This is a genomic window from Mycobacterium sp. E136 (assembly GCF_001666865.1).
GTDB lineage: Bacteria > Actinomycetota > Actinomycetes > Mycobacteriales > Mycobacteriaceae > Mycobacterium.
Genome location: NZ_LZJE01000306.1, coordinates 1 through 16,992 on the forward strand (window position 1 = coordinate 1; position 16,992 = coordinate 16,992).

At 69.3% G+C, this 16,992-nt stretch carries 17 protein-coding genes and 1 pseudogene; 13 read left to right on the forward strand and 5 right to left on the reverse strand.

What is annotated here, in order from left to right:
- Positions 1–124 precede the first annotated feature (124 nt).
- Together A5698_RS19640 and A5698_RS28150 are read right to left on the reverse strand one after the other, a co-directional pair.
- Positions 125–421, reverse strand: coding sequence for a DUF7162 family protein (locus A5698_RS19640; RefSeq protein WP_068300238.1), 297 nt, complete (start codon positions 419–421; stop codon positions 125–127).
- A gap of 40 nt (positions 422–461) precedes the next feature.
- Positions 462–671 (reverse strand): annotated as a pseudogene (locus A5698_RS28150) (phosphoglucosamine mutase); the annotation flags it as partial.
- Between the two features lie 75 nt (positions 672–746).
- Between A5698_RS28150 and A5698_RS19645 the strand changes: the two are divergent.
- Both A5698_RS19645 and A5698_RS19650 read left to right on the forward strand, forming a co-directional pair.
- On the forward strand, positions 747–1,889 hold the full coding sequence (locus A5698_RS19645) for a hypothetical protein (protein ID WP_502688955.1): 1,143 nt from the start codon (positions 747–749) through the stop codon (positions 1,887–1,889).
- Between the two features lie 460 nt (positions 1,890–2,349).
- Positions 2,350–2,907 carry a diacylglycerol-binding protein gene (locus A5698_RS19650; RefSeq protein ID WP_068300240.1) on the forward strand — a complete coding sequence of 186 codons (558 nt, stop codon included), beginning with the start codon at positions 2,350–2,352 and terminating at the stop codon, positions 2,905–2,907.
- On the opposite strand, the gene A5698_RS19655 is transcribed toward A5698_RS19650, so the two are convergent.
- From A5698_RS19655 to A5698_RS19665, 3 genes are all read right to left on the reverse strand, one after another.
- Complete coding sequence (locus A5698_RS19655; protein WP_068300242.1) at positions 2,904–4,190, reverse strand: DEAD/DEAH box helicase; 1,287 nt, start codon at positions 4,188–4,190, stop codon at positions 2,904–2,906. The genes A5698_RS19650 and A5698_RS19655 overlap by 4 nt on opposite strands.
- Before the next feature lie 180 nt (positions 4,191–4,370).
- On the reverse strand, positions 4,371–5,411 hold the full coding sequence (locus tag A5698_RS19660) for an LLM class F420-dependent oxidoreductase (RefSeq protein ID WP_068300243.1): 1,041 nt from the start codon (positions 5,409–5,411) through the stop codon (positions 4,371–4,373).
- 37 nt (positions 5,412–5,448) lie between these two features.
- Positions 5,449–6,294: a dienelactone hydrolase family protein gene (locus tag A5698_RS19665; RefSeq protein ID WP_068300249.1), complete on the reverse strand. Its 846-nt coding sequence runs from the start codon at positions 6,292–6,294 to the stop codon at positions 5,449–5,451.
- Between the two features lie 55 nt (positions 6,295–6,349).
- On the opposite strand from A5698_RS19665, the gene glmS reads away from it, so the two are divergent.
- From glmS to A5698_RS19720, 11 genes are all read left to right on the forward strand, one after another.
- A complete protein-coding gene (gene glmS / locus A5698_RS19670; RefSeq protein WP_067298512.1) occupies positions 6,350–8,218 on the forward strand; it encodes a glutamine--fructose-6-phosphate transaminase (isomerizing) in 1,869 nt (622 codons plus the stop codon).
- The gene (locus A5698_RS19675; RefSeq protein ID WP_068300250.1) at positions 8,218–8,790 is read left to right on the forward strand and encodes an alpha/beta fold hydrolase; all 573 of its coding nucleotides are present in this window, start codon (positions 8,218–8,220) and stop codon (positions 8,788–8,790) included. The genes glmS and A5698_RS19675 overlap by 1 nt, the downstream gene beginning before the upstream one ends.
- 107 nt (positions 8,791–8,897) lie before the next feature.
- The gene (locus tag A5698_RS19680) at positions 8,898–10,319 is read left to right on the forward strand and encodes a bifunctional ADP-dependent NAD(P)H-hydrate dehydratase/NAD(P)H-hydrate epimerase (protein WP_068300268.1); all 1,422 of its coding nucleotides are present in this window, start codon (positions 8,898–8,900) and stop codon (positions 10,317–10,319) included.
- A 26-nt stretch (positions 10,320–10,345) separates the two neighbouring features.
- On the forward strand, positions 10,346–11,728 hold the full coding sequence (gene gad / locus A5698_RS19685; protein WP_068300252.1) for a glutamate decarboxylase: 1,383 nt from the start codon (positions 10,346–10,348) through the stop codon (positions 11,726–11,728).
- A 30-nt stretch (positions 11,729–11,758) separates the two neighbouring features.
- Complete coding sequence (gene alr / locus A5698_RS19690) at positions 11,759–12,946, forward strand: alanine racemase (protein WP_502688956.1); 1,188 nt, start codon at positions 11,759–11,761, stop codon at positions 12,944–12,946.
- A gap of 17 nt (positions 12,947–12,963) precedes the next feature.
- Entirely contained in the window at positions 12,964–14,067 is a 1,104-nt protein-coding gene (locus tag A5698_RS19695) for an alpha/beta fold hydrolase (protein WP_068300257.1), read from the forward strand.
- Entirely contained in the window at positions 14,060–14,527 is a 468-nt protein-coding gene (gene tsaE, locus A5698_RS19700) for a tRNA (adenosine(37)-N6)-threonylcarbamoyltransferase complex ATPase subunit type 1 TsaE (protein ID WP_068300260.1), read from the forward strand. The genes A5698_RS19695 and tsaE overlap by 8 nt, the downstream gene beginning before the upstream one ends.
- Complete coding sequence (gene tsaB / locus A5698_RS19705) at positions 14,506–15,141, forward strand: tRNA (adenosine(37)-N6)-threonylcarbamoyltransferase complex dimerization subunit type 1 TsaB (RefSeq protein WP_197506838.1); 636 nt, start codon at positions 14,506–14,508, stop codon at positions 15,139–15,141. The genes tsaE and tsaB overlap by 22 nt, the downstream gene beginning before the upstream one ends.
- Positions 15,138–15,590 (forward strand): ribosomal protein S18-alanine N-acetyltransferase, encoded by a 453-nt coding sequence (gene rimI, locus A5698_RS19710; RefSeq protein WP_068300262.1) that lies wholly within the window; start codon positions 15,138–15,140, stop codon positions 15,588–15,590. The genes tsaB and rimI overlap by 4 nt, the downstream gene beginning before the upstream one ends.
- Positions 15,587–16,612 (forward strand): tRNA (adenosine(37)-N6)-threonylcarbamoyltransferase complex transferase subunit TsaD, encoded by a 1,026-nt coding sequence (gene tsaD, locus A5698_RS19715; RefSeq protein WP_068300264.1) that lies wholly within the window; start codon positions 15,587–15,589, stop codon positions 16,610–16,612. Before rimI ends, tsaD begins: the two co-directional genes overlap by 4 nt.
- Before the next feature lie 182 nt (positions 16,613–16,794).
- The coding region (locus A5698_RS19720; RefSeq protein ID WP_068300272.1) for a co-chaperone GroES at positions 16,795–16,992 on the forward strand (198 nt) is incomplete at its 3' end.

The window sequence follows — 16,992 nt, forward strand, 5'->3', positions numbered from 1 at the left end:
GTGCGCTGTCAGGTCCGGATGTCGGTAGCCGAGGCACTGACACGCGAGGACGTACTGCTCGAACTCGGCGACACCGGGTGCCCCGTCGGCCAAACGCGCTGTGACGTCGAAGCTCTCAGCCATGTCACCCCAACCGTCCCGCGGCGTCGGCATCGGCCTCGGTGTAGCGCTCGACGGAGACCCGCAGCGCGGAGGCGATCTCGGCCGACGCGCGCGCCCACGCCCGCAATTGGTCCACGACGTCCTCGACCGCCGAACGCACCGCGTCGCCGTGTGCGACATACGAACGGCCCGCACCGGCCCCGCCGAACGCCAAGGCGCTCAGATGCGTTCGCACGGCGGCATCGACGATGTCGGCTGCGCTCTGGTACTGCCGCGACACGCTCAGCAGCGCGGCGGCGTCGACACGTGATGCGTCCATATAGGAGTTGGACGCGCGGTGACGGCGGCCGGTTCCACGTTCAGCGTTGCGCGCTGACCTGCTCGGCCACTCGTACCGCGAGTTGGCGCGCGGTGTCCTCGTCGGCCGCTTCCACCATCACGCGCACGACTTGCTCGGTTCCGGAGGGGCGCAACAGAATTCGGCCGGTGTCGCCGAGTTCGAGCAGTACGTCCTCGCGTGTCAGTGCCTCGGCTACCGACATCCGGACCTGACAGCGCACGCCGGCCAGGTGCGCGACTGGTACGCCGCCGAGGACGGTCTGGATCTGGGTGCTCTCGAGACCGATTGTGCGGCAATGCAATCGGTGGCGAGGGCGGCAGAGGATGCGCTGGCACGCCTCGAAGCTCAGCTGGATACGCTGTCGACCGCATGGCAGGGGGCGGGGGCTAGCGCATCCCGCGAGTTCTTGCGCCGCCACGGGCAGGCAGCGACCGTCGCCGCGACGGCGGTCCGGACCGCCGCGTCCGCACTGGCGGAGCTGCGCGAGCGCCTGTGGACCGCGGTGGACGACAAGGTCGCGAAGGTGACGGCCATCGGCGACGGCGTGCAAGCCCGGCGCGCCGACTGGTTGGCGGCGGCGCAGACCGTCACCACGGGGGCCGGCGATCGGGCGGTGGCCAGTGAGTTGGTGGATCACGAGGTGAAACCGTTCGTCGACACCGTGGTCGGCGGTGACTGGCTTGCGGCGATGCGGGCGGCCACCGACGCGATCGAGGCGGCCTACGAGGCGGTGATGGCGCAGCTCGCGCCGGAGACGGGCGCGGTGTTCGACGTCCCCGGCCAGCTCGGTCCGGCCGACACAACGCCCCCACCGCCCGCGCCGGGCGTGGCGCCCGCTCCCGTCACGCCTGCCGGATGGGCCGCGCCCGCTGCTGTGTCACCACCGCTGCCCGCGGCGCCGTCGCCACCGCTGCCCGCGGCGCCCCCACCGGTGCCCGCGGCGCCCCCACCGCTGCCCGCGGCGCCGCCGCCACCGACCGAGCCCGCCGCCTCGGCGTTGCCCTCGCTTGGCGGGGGAGTGCCCGACCTCGGCGGTGCGTTCTCGGGTTTCGGACAGCAACTCAGTGACCTGATCGGCGGGCTCCTGGGCGAGGGCGCGCTGGACGGCGAGCTCGACGATCCGACGCAGTCAGACGCCGAGGAGCTGGCCGAGGACAACGCCGAGGAGCTGGCCGAGGACACCGAGGAAGACGAGGACGAAGAGAAAGACGAGGAGGACGGGGCGGAACTCGAGGAGCCGACGGTCGAGGAGCCCGTGTGCGCCGCCGCGCCCGCGGAGGTGGCTGAGGCACCGGTCGAGGAACCGCCCGCGGCGACGGTGCCGCCGGAACCGCCGGTGCCCCAACCGCTGGCGCCGCTGGAGCCGTTGGCCGCGCCGGCTGAGCCGCCGACCGCCGGGACGCCATGCGAGATCGCTGCCGACGAGCTGCCGCAGGTCGGCGAATGACTGGCGGGCGTGTGTTTACGTGCCGAGGTCCGGCCAATCGGGTCCGTTGACCGTCAGCCGGACACATTCGGCGGCGACCAACCGGTTCTGGTGATTCGTACCGCAGTGATCACACCAGAAATGGACTGCCGGCCGCCTAGTGCCGAGACGTTCGCAACTCCGGGACGCGGCTACCCATGCTCGACTGACTCCCCGGCGGCTGCCATGTAAGTGTCGCGCACACGTCTGGGACCTTGTGAGCGGTGAGTACTCGCTTGATCTCATTGCGACACCCCCTTCCGGAGTGAAGACCGGATACCCACGCTTCGGCGAAGATCACTTCGGCGCTTGTTACAGTTCCGTAACCAAAACTCACCGCATTCCGCCGTTATCCTGGCCGACGGTTCCTGAAGCTTCTGCCGGAGTTTGCCGAGCGATGACACGACTGACCGCGCCGCGGCGCATCGATAGCGTCCCTCTGATGAAGCTGCGGCTGCGAGACGTGCTGTTCTTTCTAGCCCTGGGTGCGGCGGCGTCGCTCGTCGGCGACCACAGCCACGTCGTCACCGGCACCACCGAGTACTTCACCGACGCGGTGCCGTTCATATGGAGCAGCCCGATCTGGTTTCCGGTGATGGTCGCGTTGGCGACGGTGTCGCTTGCCGAACTCCGGCTTCACCTACCGTCGCCGCGCACCGACGTGACAGCGCGACAAGGTCTGGCCGGCGTGGCGGCGGTGCTGGGCATTTACGTCACGACCGCGTTGATCCATACCGCACCCGCCGTTCCGGCCATGGCGCTGATCGTCACGCTCGCGACCATCACCTGGTGTGCACTGGGTGACGGCCCGGCGGTCGTGTGCGGCGTGCTGGCCGCGGTCATCGGGCCCGTCGTCGAGATCGTCATCGCAACGGCGGGCCTGTTCGCGTATCACGAAGCCTGCGACGGCCTCTTCGGCGTCGCACCGTGGCTGGTGCCGCTGTACTTCGCTTTCGGCGTGGTGGTCGCATTGCTGGCCGAGATCGTGGCCAGGCGTTAGGCGTTCGCCGGACGACGCGAACGCTGCGGGCGCCGCCGCCGCTGCTGCCGACCCCTGGGGGGCGACGGCTGGTGCGGCCGTGCGGGCTCGGGGCGGGTGGCGACGATCGGGTCGCCGAAAGTCCGATCGCCGGGTGCGATTTCGTTGAGCACCGGATGCGACGAACCGCTGAAGCGGGTGATGGTCGGCTTGACGCCGGCTTTGCGGGTCAGCTGCCGCACATCGGACACCTGCTCGTCGAGCATCAGCGTCACCACTGTGCCGTCGGCCCCGGCGCGTGCCGTTCGGCCCGAGCGGTGCAGGTAGGCCTTGTGCTCGACGGGCGGGTCCGCGTGCACCACGAGGCTGACGTGGTCGACGTGGATGCCGCGCGCGGCGATATCGGTGGCGACCAGCACGGTCGCCGAACCGTCGGAGAACGCGGCGAGGTTGCGGGTCCGCGCGTTCTGTGACAGGTTGCCGTGCAACTCGACCGCGGGCACGCCACGCGAGTTCAGCTGCCGGGCAAGGTTCTTGGCGCCGTGCTTGGTGCGCGCGAAGACGATCGTCCGGCCCGGCGAAGCGGCGAGGTCGGCGAGCACGCCCAAACGGGACGCCTTGTCGACGTGCAGCACGTGGTGCTCCATCGCGGTGACCGGCGACTGCTCTGAATCGACGCTGTGCACAACGGGATTGTTCAGGTAGCGCTTCACCAGCACGTCGACGCCGCCGTCGAGAGTGGCCGAGAACAGCATCCGCTGTCCGTTGCGAGGGGTCTTGTCCAGCAGTCGCTTCACCGGCGGAAGGAAGCCGAGGTCGGCCATGTGGTCGGCCTCGTCCAGCACGGTGATCTCGACGGCCGACAAGTCGGCATGGCGGGACTTGACGTGATCTTCGAGCCGGCCCGGGCAGGCGATCACGATGTCGACGCCCTGGCGCAACGCCGCGATCTGAGGATTGGGTCCGACGCCGCCGATGATCGTCACCGAGCGCAGGTTGGTGGCCGCCGCCAGCGGCGCCAATGACGCGCTGATCTGAGCGGCCAGTTCACGGGTCGGCGCGAGGATGAGCGCCCGCGGACGGCCGGGGACCCGCTTCGACGGGTTTGTAGTGAGCCTCGTCACCACCGGCAGCAGAAACGCGTACGTCTTCCCGGATCCGGTGCGACCGCGGCCGAGAACGTCGCGACCTGCCACCGAGTCGGGCAGCGTCGCGGCCTGAATGGGGAAGGGCGAATCGATGCCGTTGGCGGCCAGAGTGTCGACGACGGTCTTCGGGAGGCCGAGGTCAGCGAACGTGGGCACGGTTGTGCCACAGGGGGATTGCACAGACAAGTAAAAACTCCGAAAGTTCAGTGTGGTCGTCCTGCCCGGCGCGGATGATCCGCGGCGCTCGGTGTGACGATCGAGAAGCGGCAAAAGGCAGAACAGAAGATGCCGCTTCACCCACTGTACCCCGGCGAGCGGCGTTCGGCTTAATCGGGTCTATGGCAACAGGCCGTGCAGTTCCTCGACGAATCCGACGATTTCGCGACGGTCGACCGAAAGTGGTTGCAGCAGAAGCGTCGTCGCACCGGCTTCGGCGAAGGCCGCCAACCGCTCCTTGACGAACCCGCGCGGTCCGACCAGCGAGACGTTGCGCACCAAGTCATCCGGCACCGCCGCAATCGCTTCGGCTTTCTTGCCCGCCAAGTAGAGGTCCTGGATGGTGTTCGCGACCTCGCCGTACCCGTAGCGGGTAGCCAGGTTGTGGTAGAAGTTGCGGCCCCGTGCACCCATGCCGCCGATGTACAGCGCCAACTGCGGCTTGACCCAGGACAACCGGTCGTCGACATCGTCGCCGATGGCCAGGGGTGCGCTGACCATGACGTCGAGCGGACCCAACGACGGATCGCGCTTGGCGAAGCCGGCCCGCAGCGCCTCACCCCACACGGCGTCGGCCTGCTCGGGATAGAAGAACACCGGCTGCCACCCCTCGGCGATCTCGGCGGTGAGTTCGACGTTCTTCGGCCCCAGAGCGGCGATCGTGACCGGGATGCGGTCGCGCACAGGGTGATTGATCAACTGCAACGGCTTACCCAGGCCGGTGCCCTGATCGCTGGGCAGCGGGATCTGATAGTGCTTGCCGTCGAACTGCACGCGTTCGCGACGCCAGACCTGCCTGCAGATCTCGACGACCTCACGGGTGCGTCCCAGCGGGGCGTCGAACGGAACGCCGTGGAAGCCCTCCATCACCTGGGGTCCGGATGTGCCGATGCCGAGCCGGAAGCGGCCGCCCGAGACGTAGTCGAGGCCCGCCGCGGTCATGGCCAACAACGTCGGCGTGCGGACGTAGATCGGCACGACTCCGGTGCCGAGTTCCATGCGCGAGGTCTTGGCGGCCAGAAAGCCGAGCTGGCTGATCGCGTCATAGGAGTACGCCTCGGCGACCAGGGCGAGGTCGACGCCGACCTTCTCGAGCTCGACGACCTGATCCACCGCCTGCAGGAAGCCGTCGGTGTAGTTGAGGAAGATCCCGGTGCGCATCATCGAGTTATACACCCAACCGGTTGGTTGGCACGGGTCAGGGCTTCAGCAGCGCGACGACCTTGTTCTCGAGATCCACCGGATCCTCGGAGAACGGGTCGACGTTCGGGGCCTTCGGCAGGGGAAGGTCGGGGTCGGCGAAGTCCCGGTAGGTCTTGTCGCCGGTCAGCGTGTAGAGCAGGAACCCGGTGATCAGCGCACGAACCACCTTCTGGGTGCTGCGGTCGGCGCCGGGCAGGCCCACCGCGCGTGCCAGGCGGCGGCCCTCGATCAGCCCACCCGGCTTGGCCTTGCTGACCGTGCGCAGGGTGGCCGTCTTCCAGGTCCTGGCCAGCTCGACGGCATTGGACCGCAGCGTCATCGGGTCGCCCGGCCCGCTGAGCACCAGACCGGGCACCTGCAGGCTCGCCGCAGGCTCCTCGGCGGGCGGTGCGGTGACTGTGGGGAATATCGCAACGACGGATCTCGGCTTGGTGGGCAGCCCCGCCGCGGCGAAGACCGCCGCCGACCCGCCGAACCCGTGCCCGACCACCCCGAGCTTGCTGCGCTGCACGCTGATCTCGCCAGGGCCCAGCCGCACCCCGGTGATGATGTCGAGCGTTGTGCCCAGGTCATAGGCGAAGTTGAGCGCCGACGGGGCCAGTCCGGTTTCGGTCGCCGGCGCCGCAGCGACGATGCCCCACGAGGCCAGGTGCTCCAGCGTGCCGTGGTAGCGGTCGGCGCCGGCAAGCCAGTCGTGGCCGAATGCGACGCCCGGCAGGTTGAGTCCGGCCTCGGGGGTGAACACCACACCGGGAAGCCCGGCGAAGGCCAGGTCACCTCGTAAAACGCGGTGCGGGCCGCGGCGAGTCAGGGCCTTGAACAGCTTCTTCGTGCTGGCCACCAGACGACCGTAGCCCACAGGGTTTCCGGCGGCTCTTGCACTACCCTGAATGCCTATGTGCGGAATCGTCGGCTATGTCGGGCAGCGTCCTGCCTGCAACATCGTCGTCGACGCGCTGCGCCGGATGGAGTACCGCGGATACGACTCGTCGGGCGTCGCCCTGCTCGACGGCCACGGCGGGCTCACGGTGCGACGCCGGGCCGGTCGGCTGGCCAACCTCGAAGCCGCGCTGACCGAGACCGACGCGTCCAGCCTCGGCGGCAGCACTGGCCTCGGCCACACCCGGTGGGCGACGCACGGCAGGCCCACCGACCGCAACGCCCACCCGCACCGCGACGCCGCGGGCAAGATCGCCGTCGTCCACAACGGGATCATCGAGAACTACGCCGCGCTGCGGGCCGAACTCGAGAAGACCGGCGTGGAGTTCGCCAGCGACACCGACACCGAGGTCGCGGTGCACCTGGTCGCCTGGCAGTTCCACCACGGCCCCACCGCGGGCGATTTCCCCGCCTCGGTGCTCGCGGTGCTGCGCCGCCTCGAAGGACATTTCACTCTGGTGTTCGCCAACGCCGACGACCCGGGCACGATCGTCGCGGCGCGGCGCTCCACACCGTTGGTGCTCGGCGTGGGCGACGGTGAGATGTTCGTGGGCTCCGATGTCGCCGCGTTCATCGAACACACCCGCGACGCCGTCGAGCTCGGCCAGGACCAGGCGGTGGTGGTGACCGCCGACGGATACCGCATCACCGACTTCGACGGCGTGGACGACGGCGCGAACGCCCGAGCGTTCCACATCGACTGGGACATGTCGGCGGCCGAAAAGGGCGGCTACGAGTACTTCATGCTCAAGGAGATCGCCGAGCAGCCCGCCGCGGTGTCCGACACGTTGCTGGGCCATTTCGCCGACAACCGCATCGTGCTCGACGAGCAGCGGCTCTCCGATCAGGAACTGCGCGAGGTCGACAAGGTCTTCGTCGTGGCCTGCGGCACCGCGTACCACTCGGGGCTGCTGGCCAAGTACGCGATCGAGCACTGGACCCGGTTGCCCGTCGAGGCCGAACTCGCCAGCGAATTCCGTTACCGCGACCCGGTCCTGGACAGTCACACCCTGGTGGTGGCGATCTCGCAATCCGGTGAGACCGCCGACACGTTGGAGGCCGTCCGGCACGCCAAGGAGCAGAAGGCCAAGGTGCTGGCCATCTGCAACACCAACGGCAGCCAGATTCCGCGCGAATGCGATGCGGTGCTCTACACCCGGGCCGGGCCCGAGATCGGCGTGGCGTCGACCAAGACGTTCCTCGCTCAGATCGCCGCGAATTATCTTGTCGGGCTTGCCCTGGCGCAGGCGCGCGGCACGAAATACCCCGACGAGGTCGAGCGCGAGTACCGCGAGCTGGAGGCCATGCCCGACCTGGTCAGCCGCGTGCTGGAGACCGTCGAACCGGTCAAGGCGCTGGCCCACCGCTTCGCGCAGTCGCAGACCGTGCTGTTCCTCGGCAGGCATGTCGGCTACCCGGTCGCGCTCGAAGGTGCCCTCAAGCTCAAGGAGCTGGCGTACATGCACGCCGAGGGCTTCGCCGCCGGCGAGCTCAAACACGGCCCGATCGCGCTCATCGAAGACGACCTCCCGGTCATCGTCGTGATGCCGTCGCCGAAGAACTCGCCGATGCTGCACGCCAAGCTGCTGTCGAACATCCGCGAGATTCAGGCGCGCGGCGCGGTCACCATCGTGATCGCCGAGGAGGGCGACGACACCGTCCGCCCGTACGCCGACCACCTGATCGAGATCCCCGCGGTGTCAACGCTTTTCCAGCCGTTGCTGTCGACCATCCCGCTGCAGGTGTTCGCCGCGGGCGTCGCACAGGCTCGCGGTTACGACGTCGACAAGCCCCGCAACCTGGCCAAGTCCGTCACCGTCGAGTAGTGCCGGGCCGCGTCGGGGGCTTCAAGAACGAACGGGCTCGCGCCCACTTCCTCGGCGTATACCGGGCCGCGATGGCAGAGCTGCCACCGGTCGCCGAATCCCGTGACGTGGCAACCTCGTTCGGTTCGGTGCGGGTGCATCGGTTCGGCGGGCCGCCCGACCGGACGCCGGTCATCCTGCTGCCCGGACGCAACGCGTCCACCCCGATGTGGCGCGACAACATCGCGCACCTTCAACGACATCGGCCCGTGATCGGGATCGACCTGCTGGGCGAGGCGGGCCTGTCGGTGCAGGAAAAGCCCATCCACGGACCCGACGACGAGGCGCAATGGCTCGACGAGGCGGTTGCCGGGCTGGGATGCAACCGGGTGCACCTGATGGGAGTGTCGATCGGCGGGTGGACGGTGACCAACTACGCCGCCCGCCGCCCAGGCGGCGCCGACACCGATCAGGCCGCAACCGAGGCCGCACTGATCTCCTCCGGCACAACCGATTACACCCTGCGCAAGGCGATGCCACTCGACATACCGGTGCTGACGTCGAGGTGTGGCCCGCCGCCTCGCATGCGATGAATGGCGAGTACGCGGACGAGATCGCCGAACGGGCAGCGGATTCCTGGGCGAAGGCAGACGGCCCAAACCGAGCCCCGCCGAGCGGTTTGCTACTAACGTGGTCGGCGATGCGGCACTACTACACCGCGGACCAGATCCGCGAGGCTGAAGCGCCGCTGTTGGCGTCCCTGCCCGACGGTGCCCTGATGCGCCGCGCCGCCAACGGCCTTGCCGTCGCGATCGCCCGTGACCTCGTCCTGCGCACGGGAGGCGTCTCCGGACGCCGCGTCTGCGCCGTGGTCGGGTCCGGCGACAACGGCGGCGACGCGTTGTGGGCCGCGACGTTCCTGCGCCGCCGCGGCGCCGGTGCCGCCGCAGTGCTTCTCAACCCGGAACGCGTCCACCGCACTGCGCTCGCGGAGTTCACCGCCGCCGGCGGGCGCGTCGTCGAAACGGTCCCGGCGGGCACCGACCTGGTCATCGACGGCGTGGTCGGGATCTCCGGGTCCGGACCGCTGCGGCAGAACGCCGCCGACGTGTTCTCCGCCGTCGAGGACGCGGGCGTGCCGGTGGTCGCCGTCGACATCCCCAGCGGCGTCGACGCGCAGACCGGGGCCACGGACGGACCGCACGTGCGCGCCGCGCTGACCGTGACGTTCGGCGGGCTCAAACCCGTTCATGCGCTGGGCGATTGCGGCCGCGTCGAACTCATCGACATCGGCCTGGACCTGCCGCGGTCCGACATGATGTCCTTCGACGCGGGCGATGCGGCCGCGCGGTGGCCGGTGCCCGGTCCGAAAGACGACAAGTACACCCAGGGCGTTACCGGTGTCCTTGCGGGCTCGGCCACCTACCCCGGCGCCGCGGTGCTGTGCACAGGCGCGGCGGTCGCGGCGACGTCGGGCATGGTCCGGTACGCCGGAAGTGCTGGACAGCAGGTTCTTTCGCGGTGGCCGGAGGTGATCGCGGCGCCGAATCCGAGCGCGTCGGGGCGGGTACAGGCCTGGGCCGTTGGACCGGGCCTCGGCACCGACGACACCGGCGCGGCGGCGCTGTGGTTCGCGTTGGACAGCGGGTTGCCGGTGGTCGTCGACGCCGACGGGTTGACGATCCTGGCCGCCCATCCCGATCTGGTCGACGGACGCGAGGCGCCGACTGTGCTGACACCGCACGCGGGCGAATTCGCCCGCCTCGCCGGTTCGCCGCCCGGAGACGATCGCGTAGCCGCCGCCCGCAGGCTCGCCGACCGCCTCGGCGTCACCGTGCTCCTGAAGGGCAACGTGACGGTCATCGCCGAACCCGGCGGGCCGGTGTACCTCAACCCGGCGGGCCAATCGTGGGCCGCCACAGCGGGATCCGGCGATGTGCTGACCGGGATCATCGGAGCGCTGCTCGCTGCAGGGCTGCCCCCCGGCGAGGCCGCCGCGGCCGCCGCCTTCGTCCATGCCCGCGCCGCGAACCTGGCCGCGTCCGACCCAGGGCCCAGGCCCGCCCCGACTTCGGCGTCACGCATCCTTGCGCACGTCCGAACCGCCATAGCCAGTTTGTAAGCCAGTCCGTAACGAGAGGAATCCTCATGCCGCCCACGCGCAGCCACGCGCCGCAGATTGCCCCCGCCTACACCGGACGGCTGGCGATGGCACCGGTGCCGTCGCTGCGGCTCCCCGACGACGCGATGGATCCCGATGCGGCGTACCGGTTCATTCACGACGAGCTGATGCTCGACGGCAGTTCCCGGCTGAACCTGGCCACGTTCGTCACGACGTGGATGGATCCGCAGGCTGAACGGCTGATGGCCGAGACGTTCGACAAGAACATGATCGATAAGGACGAGTACCCGGCGACGGCCGCGATCGAGCAGCGCTGCGTGTGCATGGTGGCCGATCTGTTCCACGCGGAGGGGTTGCGCGACGACGACCCCTCCAGCGCTATCGGCGTTTCCACGATCGGTTCGAGCGAGGCGGTGATGCTCGCAGGGCTCGCGATGAAGTGGCGGTGGCGCGAGCGCGTCGGCGAGAAGTGGAAGGGACGCACGCCGAACCTGGTGATGGGCGCGAACGTTCAGGTGGTCTGGGAGAAGTTCTGCCGCTACTTCGACGTCGAGGCCCGGTATCTGCCGATGGCGGAGGGCCGCTATGTGATCACCCCCGAGCAGGTGCTCGAGAACATCGATGAGGACACCATCGGCGTGGTGGCGATCCTCGGCACCACCTACACCGGGGAACTGGAACCCATCGCCGAGATCTGCGCCGCACTCGACAAGCTGGCTGCCGACGGCGGACTCGACATCCCGGTGCACGTCGACGCTGCCAGCGGCGGTTTCGTGGTGCCGTTCCTGCACCCGGATCTCGAATGGGACTTTCGGCTCCCGCGGGTGGTGTCCATCAACGTCAGTGGCCACAAGTACGGCCTGACCTATCCCGGCATCGGCTTCGTGGTGTGGCGCAGCGCCGAATACCTAGCCGAGGGCCTGGTCTTTCACGTCAACTATCTCGGCGGCGACATGCCGACGTTCACGCTGAACTTCTCCAGACCCGGCAACCAGGTCGTGGGTCAGTACTACAACTTCCTGCGGCTCGGTCGCGAAGGTTATTCGCAAGTGATGCAGTGTCTTTCACAGACCGCGCGGTGGCTCGGCGACCAGCTCCGCGAAAGCAAGCACTTCGACGTCGTCGCCGATGGATCGGCGATCCCGGTGGTCAGCTTCAAGCTGGCCGGGGACTTCGGCTACACCGAGTTCGATGTGTCGCAGGGGCTGCGCGCCTTCGGCTGGCAGGTACCCGCCTACACGATGCCGGAGGGTGCCACCGACGTCACGATGTTGCGCATCGTGGTGCGCGAGGGATTCTCCGCGGACCTGGCCCGGGCGCTGCACGACGACCTGGCCACCGTGCTGACCCACCTCGACGAGCTCAAACCGCGCGGGCATTTCAACCAGCAGCAGCCCTTCGCGCACTAGCGTCGGGCCACCGCTGCCCCGTCTGGGACAATCGGCCGTGGTGAAACGACAATGCACACGACCGAGCTGACGACGCCGACCGCGATCGTGGCACCCCAGACGGTGGTGGACCTCGACGCGATCGCCCACAACGTGCGTCTTCTGCGTGACCTCGCGGGGGACGCGCAGGTCATGGCCGTCGTCAAGGCCGACGGGTACGGGCACGGCGCCACGCAGGTGAGCCGGGCCGCGCTGGCCGCGGGTGCCACCGAACTCGGCGTGGCGACCGTCGGCGAGGCGTTGGCGTTGCGCAACGACGGCATTGCCGCTCCGCTCCTGGCCTGGCTGCACCCGCCGGGCACCGACTTCGCCCCCGCCGTGGCCGGCGACGTGCAGATCGCGGTGTCGTCGGTGCGCCAACTTGACGAACTTCTCGACGCCGTCACCCGCACAGGGCGCAGCGCCTCGGTCACCGTCAAGGCCGACACCGGGCTCAGCCGCAACGGCGTCGGCTCGGCCGACTTCCCGGGGATGGTTGTAGCGCTCGCGCGTGCCCAGGCCGACGGCGCGATCAGCGTCCGCGGTCTGATGTCGCACCTGGTGCACGGCGACGACCCCGACAATGCCCTCAACGGACTGCAGGCGCAGCGGCTCACCGAGATGCGCACGTATGCAGCCGAACACGGCGTGCGGTTCGAGATCGCGCACCTGAGCAACAGCCCGGCGGCGATGACGCGGCCCGACCTCGCCTTCGACATGGTGCGCGCCGGTATCGCGGTGTACGGGCAGACCCCGATCCCCGAGCGCGGGAACATGGGGTTGCGCCCGGCGATGACGGTGAAATGCCCGGTGGCACTGGTGCGGTCGCTGCGGGCGGGCGACGGGGTGTCCTACGGACACACATGGGTCGCCGACCGCGACACGACGGTCGCGCTGCTGCCGGTCGGCTACGCCGACGGCGTGTTCCGCACGCTGAGCAACCGTATCGACGTGTTGATCAACGGCCGGCGCTACCGCAACGTCGGTCGGATCTGCATGGACCAGTTCGTCGTCGACCTCGGGCCGGACGGGGCCGCCGCGGAAGGTGACGACGCAATCCTGTTCGGGCCCGGCACCCACGGTGAGCCGACGGCGCAGGATTGGGCCGACCTGCTCGGCACCATCAACTACGAGGTCGTGACCAGCCCGCGTGGCCGCTTCGTGCGGACCTATACCGGCTCGATGGGCGAGACACGTTGAGCGACACCGGACTCCCGATGCCGCGTGGCCGCCGCAACCAGAACGGACGATGGCTCGCGGGCGCAGCCGGGCTCACCGCGGTCGGCAGCGCGGCGGGCATGTCGGCGGCGCGCTCGCTGCGACGCCGGCTCGCGACCGTGGATCACTATAAGGACGAGGATTTCGAACTGCTCGACGCCGACCGCAGTTCGGTCGTCACCACCCCGGACGGCGTATCGCTGGCAGTGCGCGAGGTCGGTCCCGAGGATGCGCCGCTGACGGTGGTCTTCGCGCACGGGTTCTGTCTGCGCATGGGCGCCTTCTACTTTCAGCGCGTCCGGCTGACCGAGCAGTGGGGCCCCCAGGTCAGGATGGTCTTCTACGACCAGCGGGGACACGGCCAGTCGGATGAGGCGCCGCCCGAGACCTACACCGTGACGCAGCTCGGTCAGGATCTGGAGGCCGTGCTGTCGGTGGTGGTCCCGCGCGGCCCTGTGGTGCTGGTCGGCCACTCGATGGGCGGGATGACGGTACTCTCGCACGCCCGGCAGTTCCCGCAGCGCTATCCGAAGCGGATCGTCGGGGCGGCGATCATTTCCTCGGCGGCGGAGGGAGTTTCGCGATCGCCGCTGGGTGAGATCCTGAAAAACCCGGCACTGGAGGCGGCGCGTTTCGCGGTGCGGTATGCACCGAAGATGGTGCACCGCACCCGCGGCGCGGCGAAGCGGGTGATCGCGCCGATCCTGCGCGCCGCGTCGTACGGGGACGAGAAGATCAGCCCGAGCGTGGTGGCGTTCTCCGAACGGATGATGCACGGCACCCCGATCGCGACCCTCGTCGAATTCCTGCACGCGCTCGAGGTGCACAACGAGATCGACGGCCTGACCACGCTGGCCAAGATCCCGACACTCATCGCGTGCGGTGACCGCGACCTGCTGACCCCGATGGAGTACTCACAAGCCATGGCCGCGCTGCTGCCCAAGGCGCAACTGGTGATCGTCGGGGGCGCAGGGCATCTCGTGCAGCTCGAACAACCCGAGGCGATCAACGAGGCGCTGGTCCGACTGGTCGAACGCGCGACACCGTCCAAGCTCGTCGCGTTGACCAGGCGGGTCCGCGAGAAGGTCCGCAACAATGGGTGAGCGTAGCGGGGGCACGGCCGAACTGCCGACCGCCGAAGACACCATCGCGCTCGGCGCCGAACTCGGGGAGCACTTGCGCGCGGGTGACGTCGTCGTCCTGTCCGGGCCCCTCGGCGCGGGAAAGACGGTCCTCGCCAAGGGTATTGCGCAAGCGATGGATGTGGAGGGCCCGGTCATCTCGCCGACGTTCGTGTTGGCGCGCGTACATCGGGCCCGCCGGCCCGAGGCCCCGGCGATGATCCACGTCGACATGTACCGCCTGCTTGACCATCCGTCGGTCGACCTGCTCGCCGAACTCGACTCGCTCGATCTCGACACCGATCTCGACGACGCGGTGGTGGTCGTGGAATGGGGTGAGGGGCTCGCCGAACGGCTCTCCGACAGCCACCTAGACGTCCGCCTCGAGCGCGCCCGCGACACCGAGGTGCGCACCGCGGTGTGGGAGTGGAGCACGGCGTGAACGTATTGGCCATCGACACGGCGACGCCCGCGGTCACCGCCGGGGTGGTCCGCCTCGACGGATTCGAGGTGCTGGCCGAACGTGTGACGGTCGACGCGCGGGCGCATGCCGAACAGCTCACCCCGAATGCGGTGCGGGCGCTCGCCGACGCAGGACTGGGCGTCGACGACTTGGGCGCCGTCGTCGTCGGGTGTGGTCCGGGGCCGTTCACCGGGCTGCGTGTCGGGATGGCGACCGCCGCCGCCTACGCCCACGCGCTCGGCGTCCCCGTCCACGGCGTCTGCAGCCTCGACGCGATCGGGGTGGACACCGTCGGCGACGTGCTGGTGGTGACCGACGCCCGGCGCCGGGAGGTGTACTGGGCGCGCTACCGCGACGGGGTGCGCACCGACGGACCAGCCGTATGCGCGCCCGCGGACGTGCCCGCAGGGGCCGCCGCGGTTGCCGGATCACCCGAGCACGCCGCGCTGTTCGACCTGCCGCGCCAGGAGCCCGTCTATCCGACCGTCTCGGGGCTGGTGCGCGCGGTGGCGGACTGGGCCGCCGAGCCGGCTCCGCTGGTGCCGCTGTATCTGCGCCGGCCCGACGCCAAACCCTCGGTGGCCCGGCGATGAGCATCACCTACGGCCCGTTGAAGCCGACGGACGCGGCCCGATGCGCCGAGCTGGAGGCACAATTGTTCGACGGCGACGACCCGTGGCCCGAGCGTGCTTTCCTCGCCGAGCTGGCCGCCAAACACATCCGTTACGTCGCCGCACGCGATGAGGACAAGCTCGTCGGCTACGCCGGTATCGCCCGCTTGGGTCGAAAGAAGCCGTACGAGTATGAGATTCACACGATCGGCGTCGACCCCGCGTACCAGGGCCAGGGCATCGGCAAGCGCATGCTGACCGAGCTGCTCGACCACGCCTCGGGTGGCGCGGTGTTCCTCGAGGTCCGCACCGACAACGAAGCAGCCATCAAGATGTACGAGAGCTTCGGCTTCACCAACGTGGGCCTGCGCAGGCGCTACTACCGGGCAAGCGGGGCGGACGCCTATACGATGCGGCGAGACCCGACATGACGATCATCCTGGCCATCGAGAGTTCGTGCGACGAAACCGGCGTGGGCATCGCCGAATTGGGCGCCGACGGATCGGTGAGGCTGCTCGCCGACGAGGTGGCCTCCAGCGTCGACGAGCACGCCCGGTTCGGCGGCGTGGTGCCCGAGATCGCCTCGCGAGCACACCTGGAGGCGTTGGGCCCGACGATGCGCCGCGCACTACAGGCGGCCGGGGTGGACAAACCCGACATCGTCGCGGCCACGATCGGCCCGGGGCTCGCCGGTGCGCTGTTGGTGGGAGTGGCTGCGGCCAAGGCTTATTCGGCGGCCTGGCAGGTGCCGTTCTACGCGGTCAACCACCTGGGTGGGCATCTGGCCGCCGACGTCTACGACCACGGACCGCTGCCGGAGAGCATCGGTCTGCTGGTTTCCGGCGGGCACACCAACCTCCTGCACGTGCGGTCGTTGGGCGAGGCGATCGTCGAGCTCGGCAGCACGGTCGACGACGCTGCGGGGGAGGCCTACGACAAGGTGGCGCGGCTCCTGGGTCTGGGTTATCCGGGCGGAAGGGTGCTCGACGAGCTGGCCCGTGAGGGCGACCGCGATGCCATCGTGTTTCCCCGGGGCATGACCGGCCCGCGCGACGATCCGTACGCGTTCAGCTTCTCGGGTCTCAAGACCGCGGTCGCGCGGTACGTCGAGAGCCACCCCGAGGCGTCGACGGCCGATGTCGCGGCCGGCTTCCAGGAGGCGGTCGCCGACGTGCTGACGCTCAAGGCGATCCGGGCGGCCAAGGCGCTGGACGTGTCGACGCTGCTGATCGCCGGCGGCGTGGCGGCGAACTCGCGGCTGCGCGAGCTGGCCGAGGAGCGGTGCGCCGCCAACGGGTTGACCCTGCGGATCCCGCGACCGCGTCTGTGCACGGACAACGGCGCGATGATCGCCTCGTTCGCGGCTCACCTGATCGCCGCGGGCGCGCAGCCGTCGCCGCTGGATGCGGTGAGCAATCCGGGGCTGCCGGTCGTGCAGGGACAAGTCGCCTGATCTTGTCGAGACCCGACCTTGAGTGCTAGCACTCTCATGTATAGAGTGCTAGGTGGCAGGCGACCAACCCCTGCGCCGGCACCCGCGACGACGGTGCGTGGGCACGGACGCCATGCCGAACACCTGGTAACTGATAGATCCGGGACCCCGGATCGACACCCGAACTAGTGGAGGGCTCCATCGTGGCGAGCGTGAACATCAAGCCACTCGAGGACAAGATCCTCGTTCAGGCCAACGAGGCCGAGACCACGACCGCTTCCGGTCTGGTCATCCCCGACACCGCCAAGGAGAAGCCGCAGGAAGGCACCGTCGTCGCAGTTGGCCCCGGCCGCTGGGATGAGGACGGCGAAAAGCGCATCCCGCTGGACGTCTCCGAGGGC

Bases quoted from the DNA above. Each gene is read 5' to 3' on its own strand.
- A5698_RS19640 (WP_068300238.1), bottom strand. From the start codon at position 421: ATGGACGCATCACGTGTCGACGCCGCCGCGCTGCTGAGCGTGTCGCGG.
- A5698_RS19650 (WP_068300240.1), top strand. From the start codon at position 2,350: ATGAAGCTGCGGCTGCGAGACGTGCTGTTCTTTCTAGCCCTGGGTGCG.
- A5698_RS19660 (WP_068300243.1), bottom strand. From the start codon at position 5,411: ATGCGCACCGGGATCTTCCTCAACTACACCGACGGCTTCCTGCAGGCG.
- glmS (WP_067298512.1), top strand. From the start codon at position 6,350: ATGTGCGGAATCGTCGGCTATGTCGGGCAGCGTCCTGCCTGCAACATC.
- A5698_RS19680 (WP_068300268.1), top strand. From the start codon at position 8,898: ATGCGGCACTACTACACCGCGGACCAGATCCGCGAGGCTGAAGCGCCG.
- gad (WP_068300252.1), top strand. From the start codon at position 10,346: ATGCCGCCCACGCGCAGCCACGCGCCGCAGATTGCCCCCGCCTACACC.
- A5698_RS19695 (WP_068300257.1), top strand. From the start codon at position 12,964: ATGCCGCGTGGCCGCCGCAACCAGAACGGACGATGGCTCGCGGGCGCA.
- tsaE (WP_068300260.1), top strand. From the start codon at position 14,060: ATGGGTGAGCGTAGCGGGGGCACGGCCGAACTGCCGACCGCCGAAGAC.
- rimI (WP_068300262.1), top strand. From the start codon at position 15,138: ATGAGCATCACCTACGGCCCGTTGAAGCCGACGGACGCGGCCCGATGC.
- tsaD (WP_068300264.1), top strand. From the start codon at position 15,587: ATGACGATCATCCTGGCCATCGAGAGTTCGTGCGACGAAACCGGCGTG.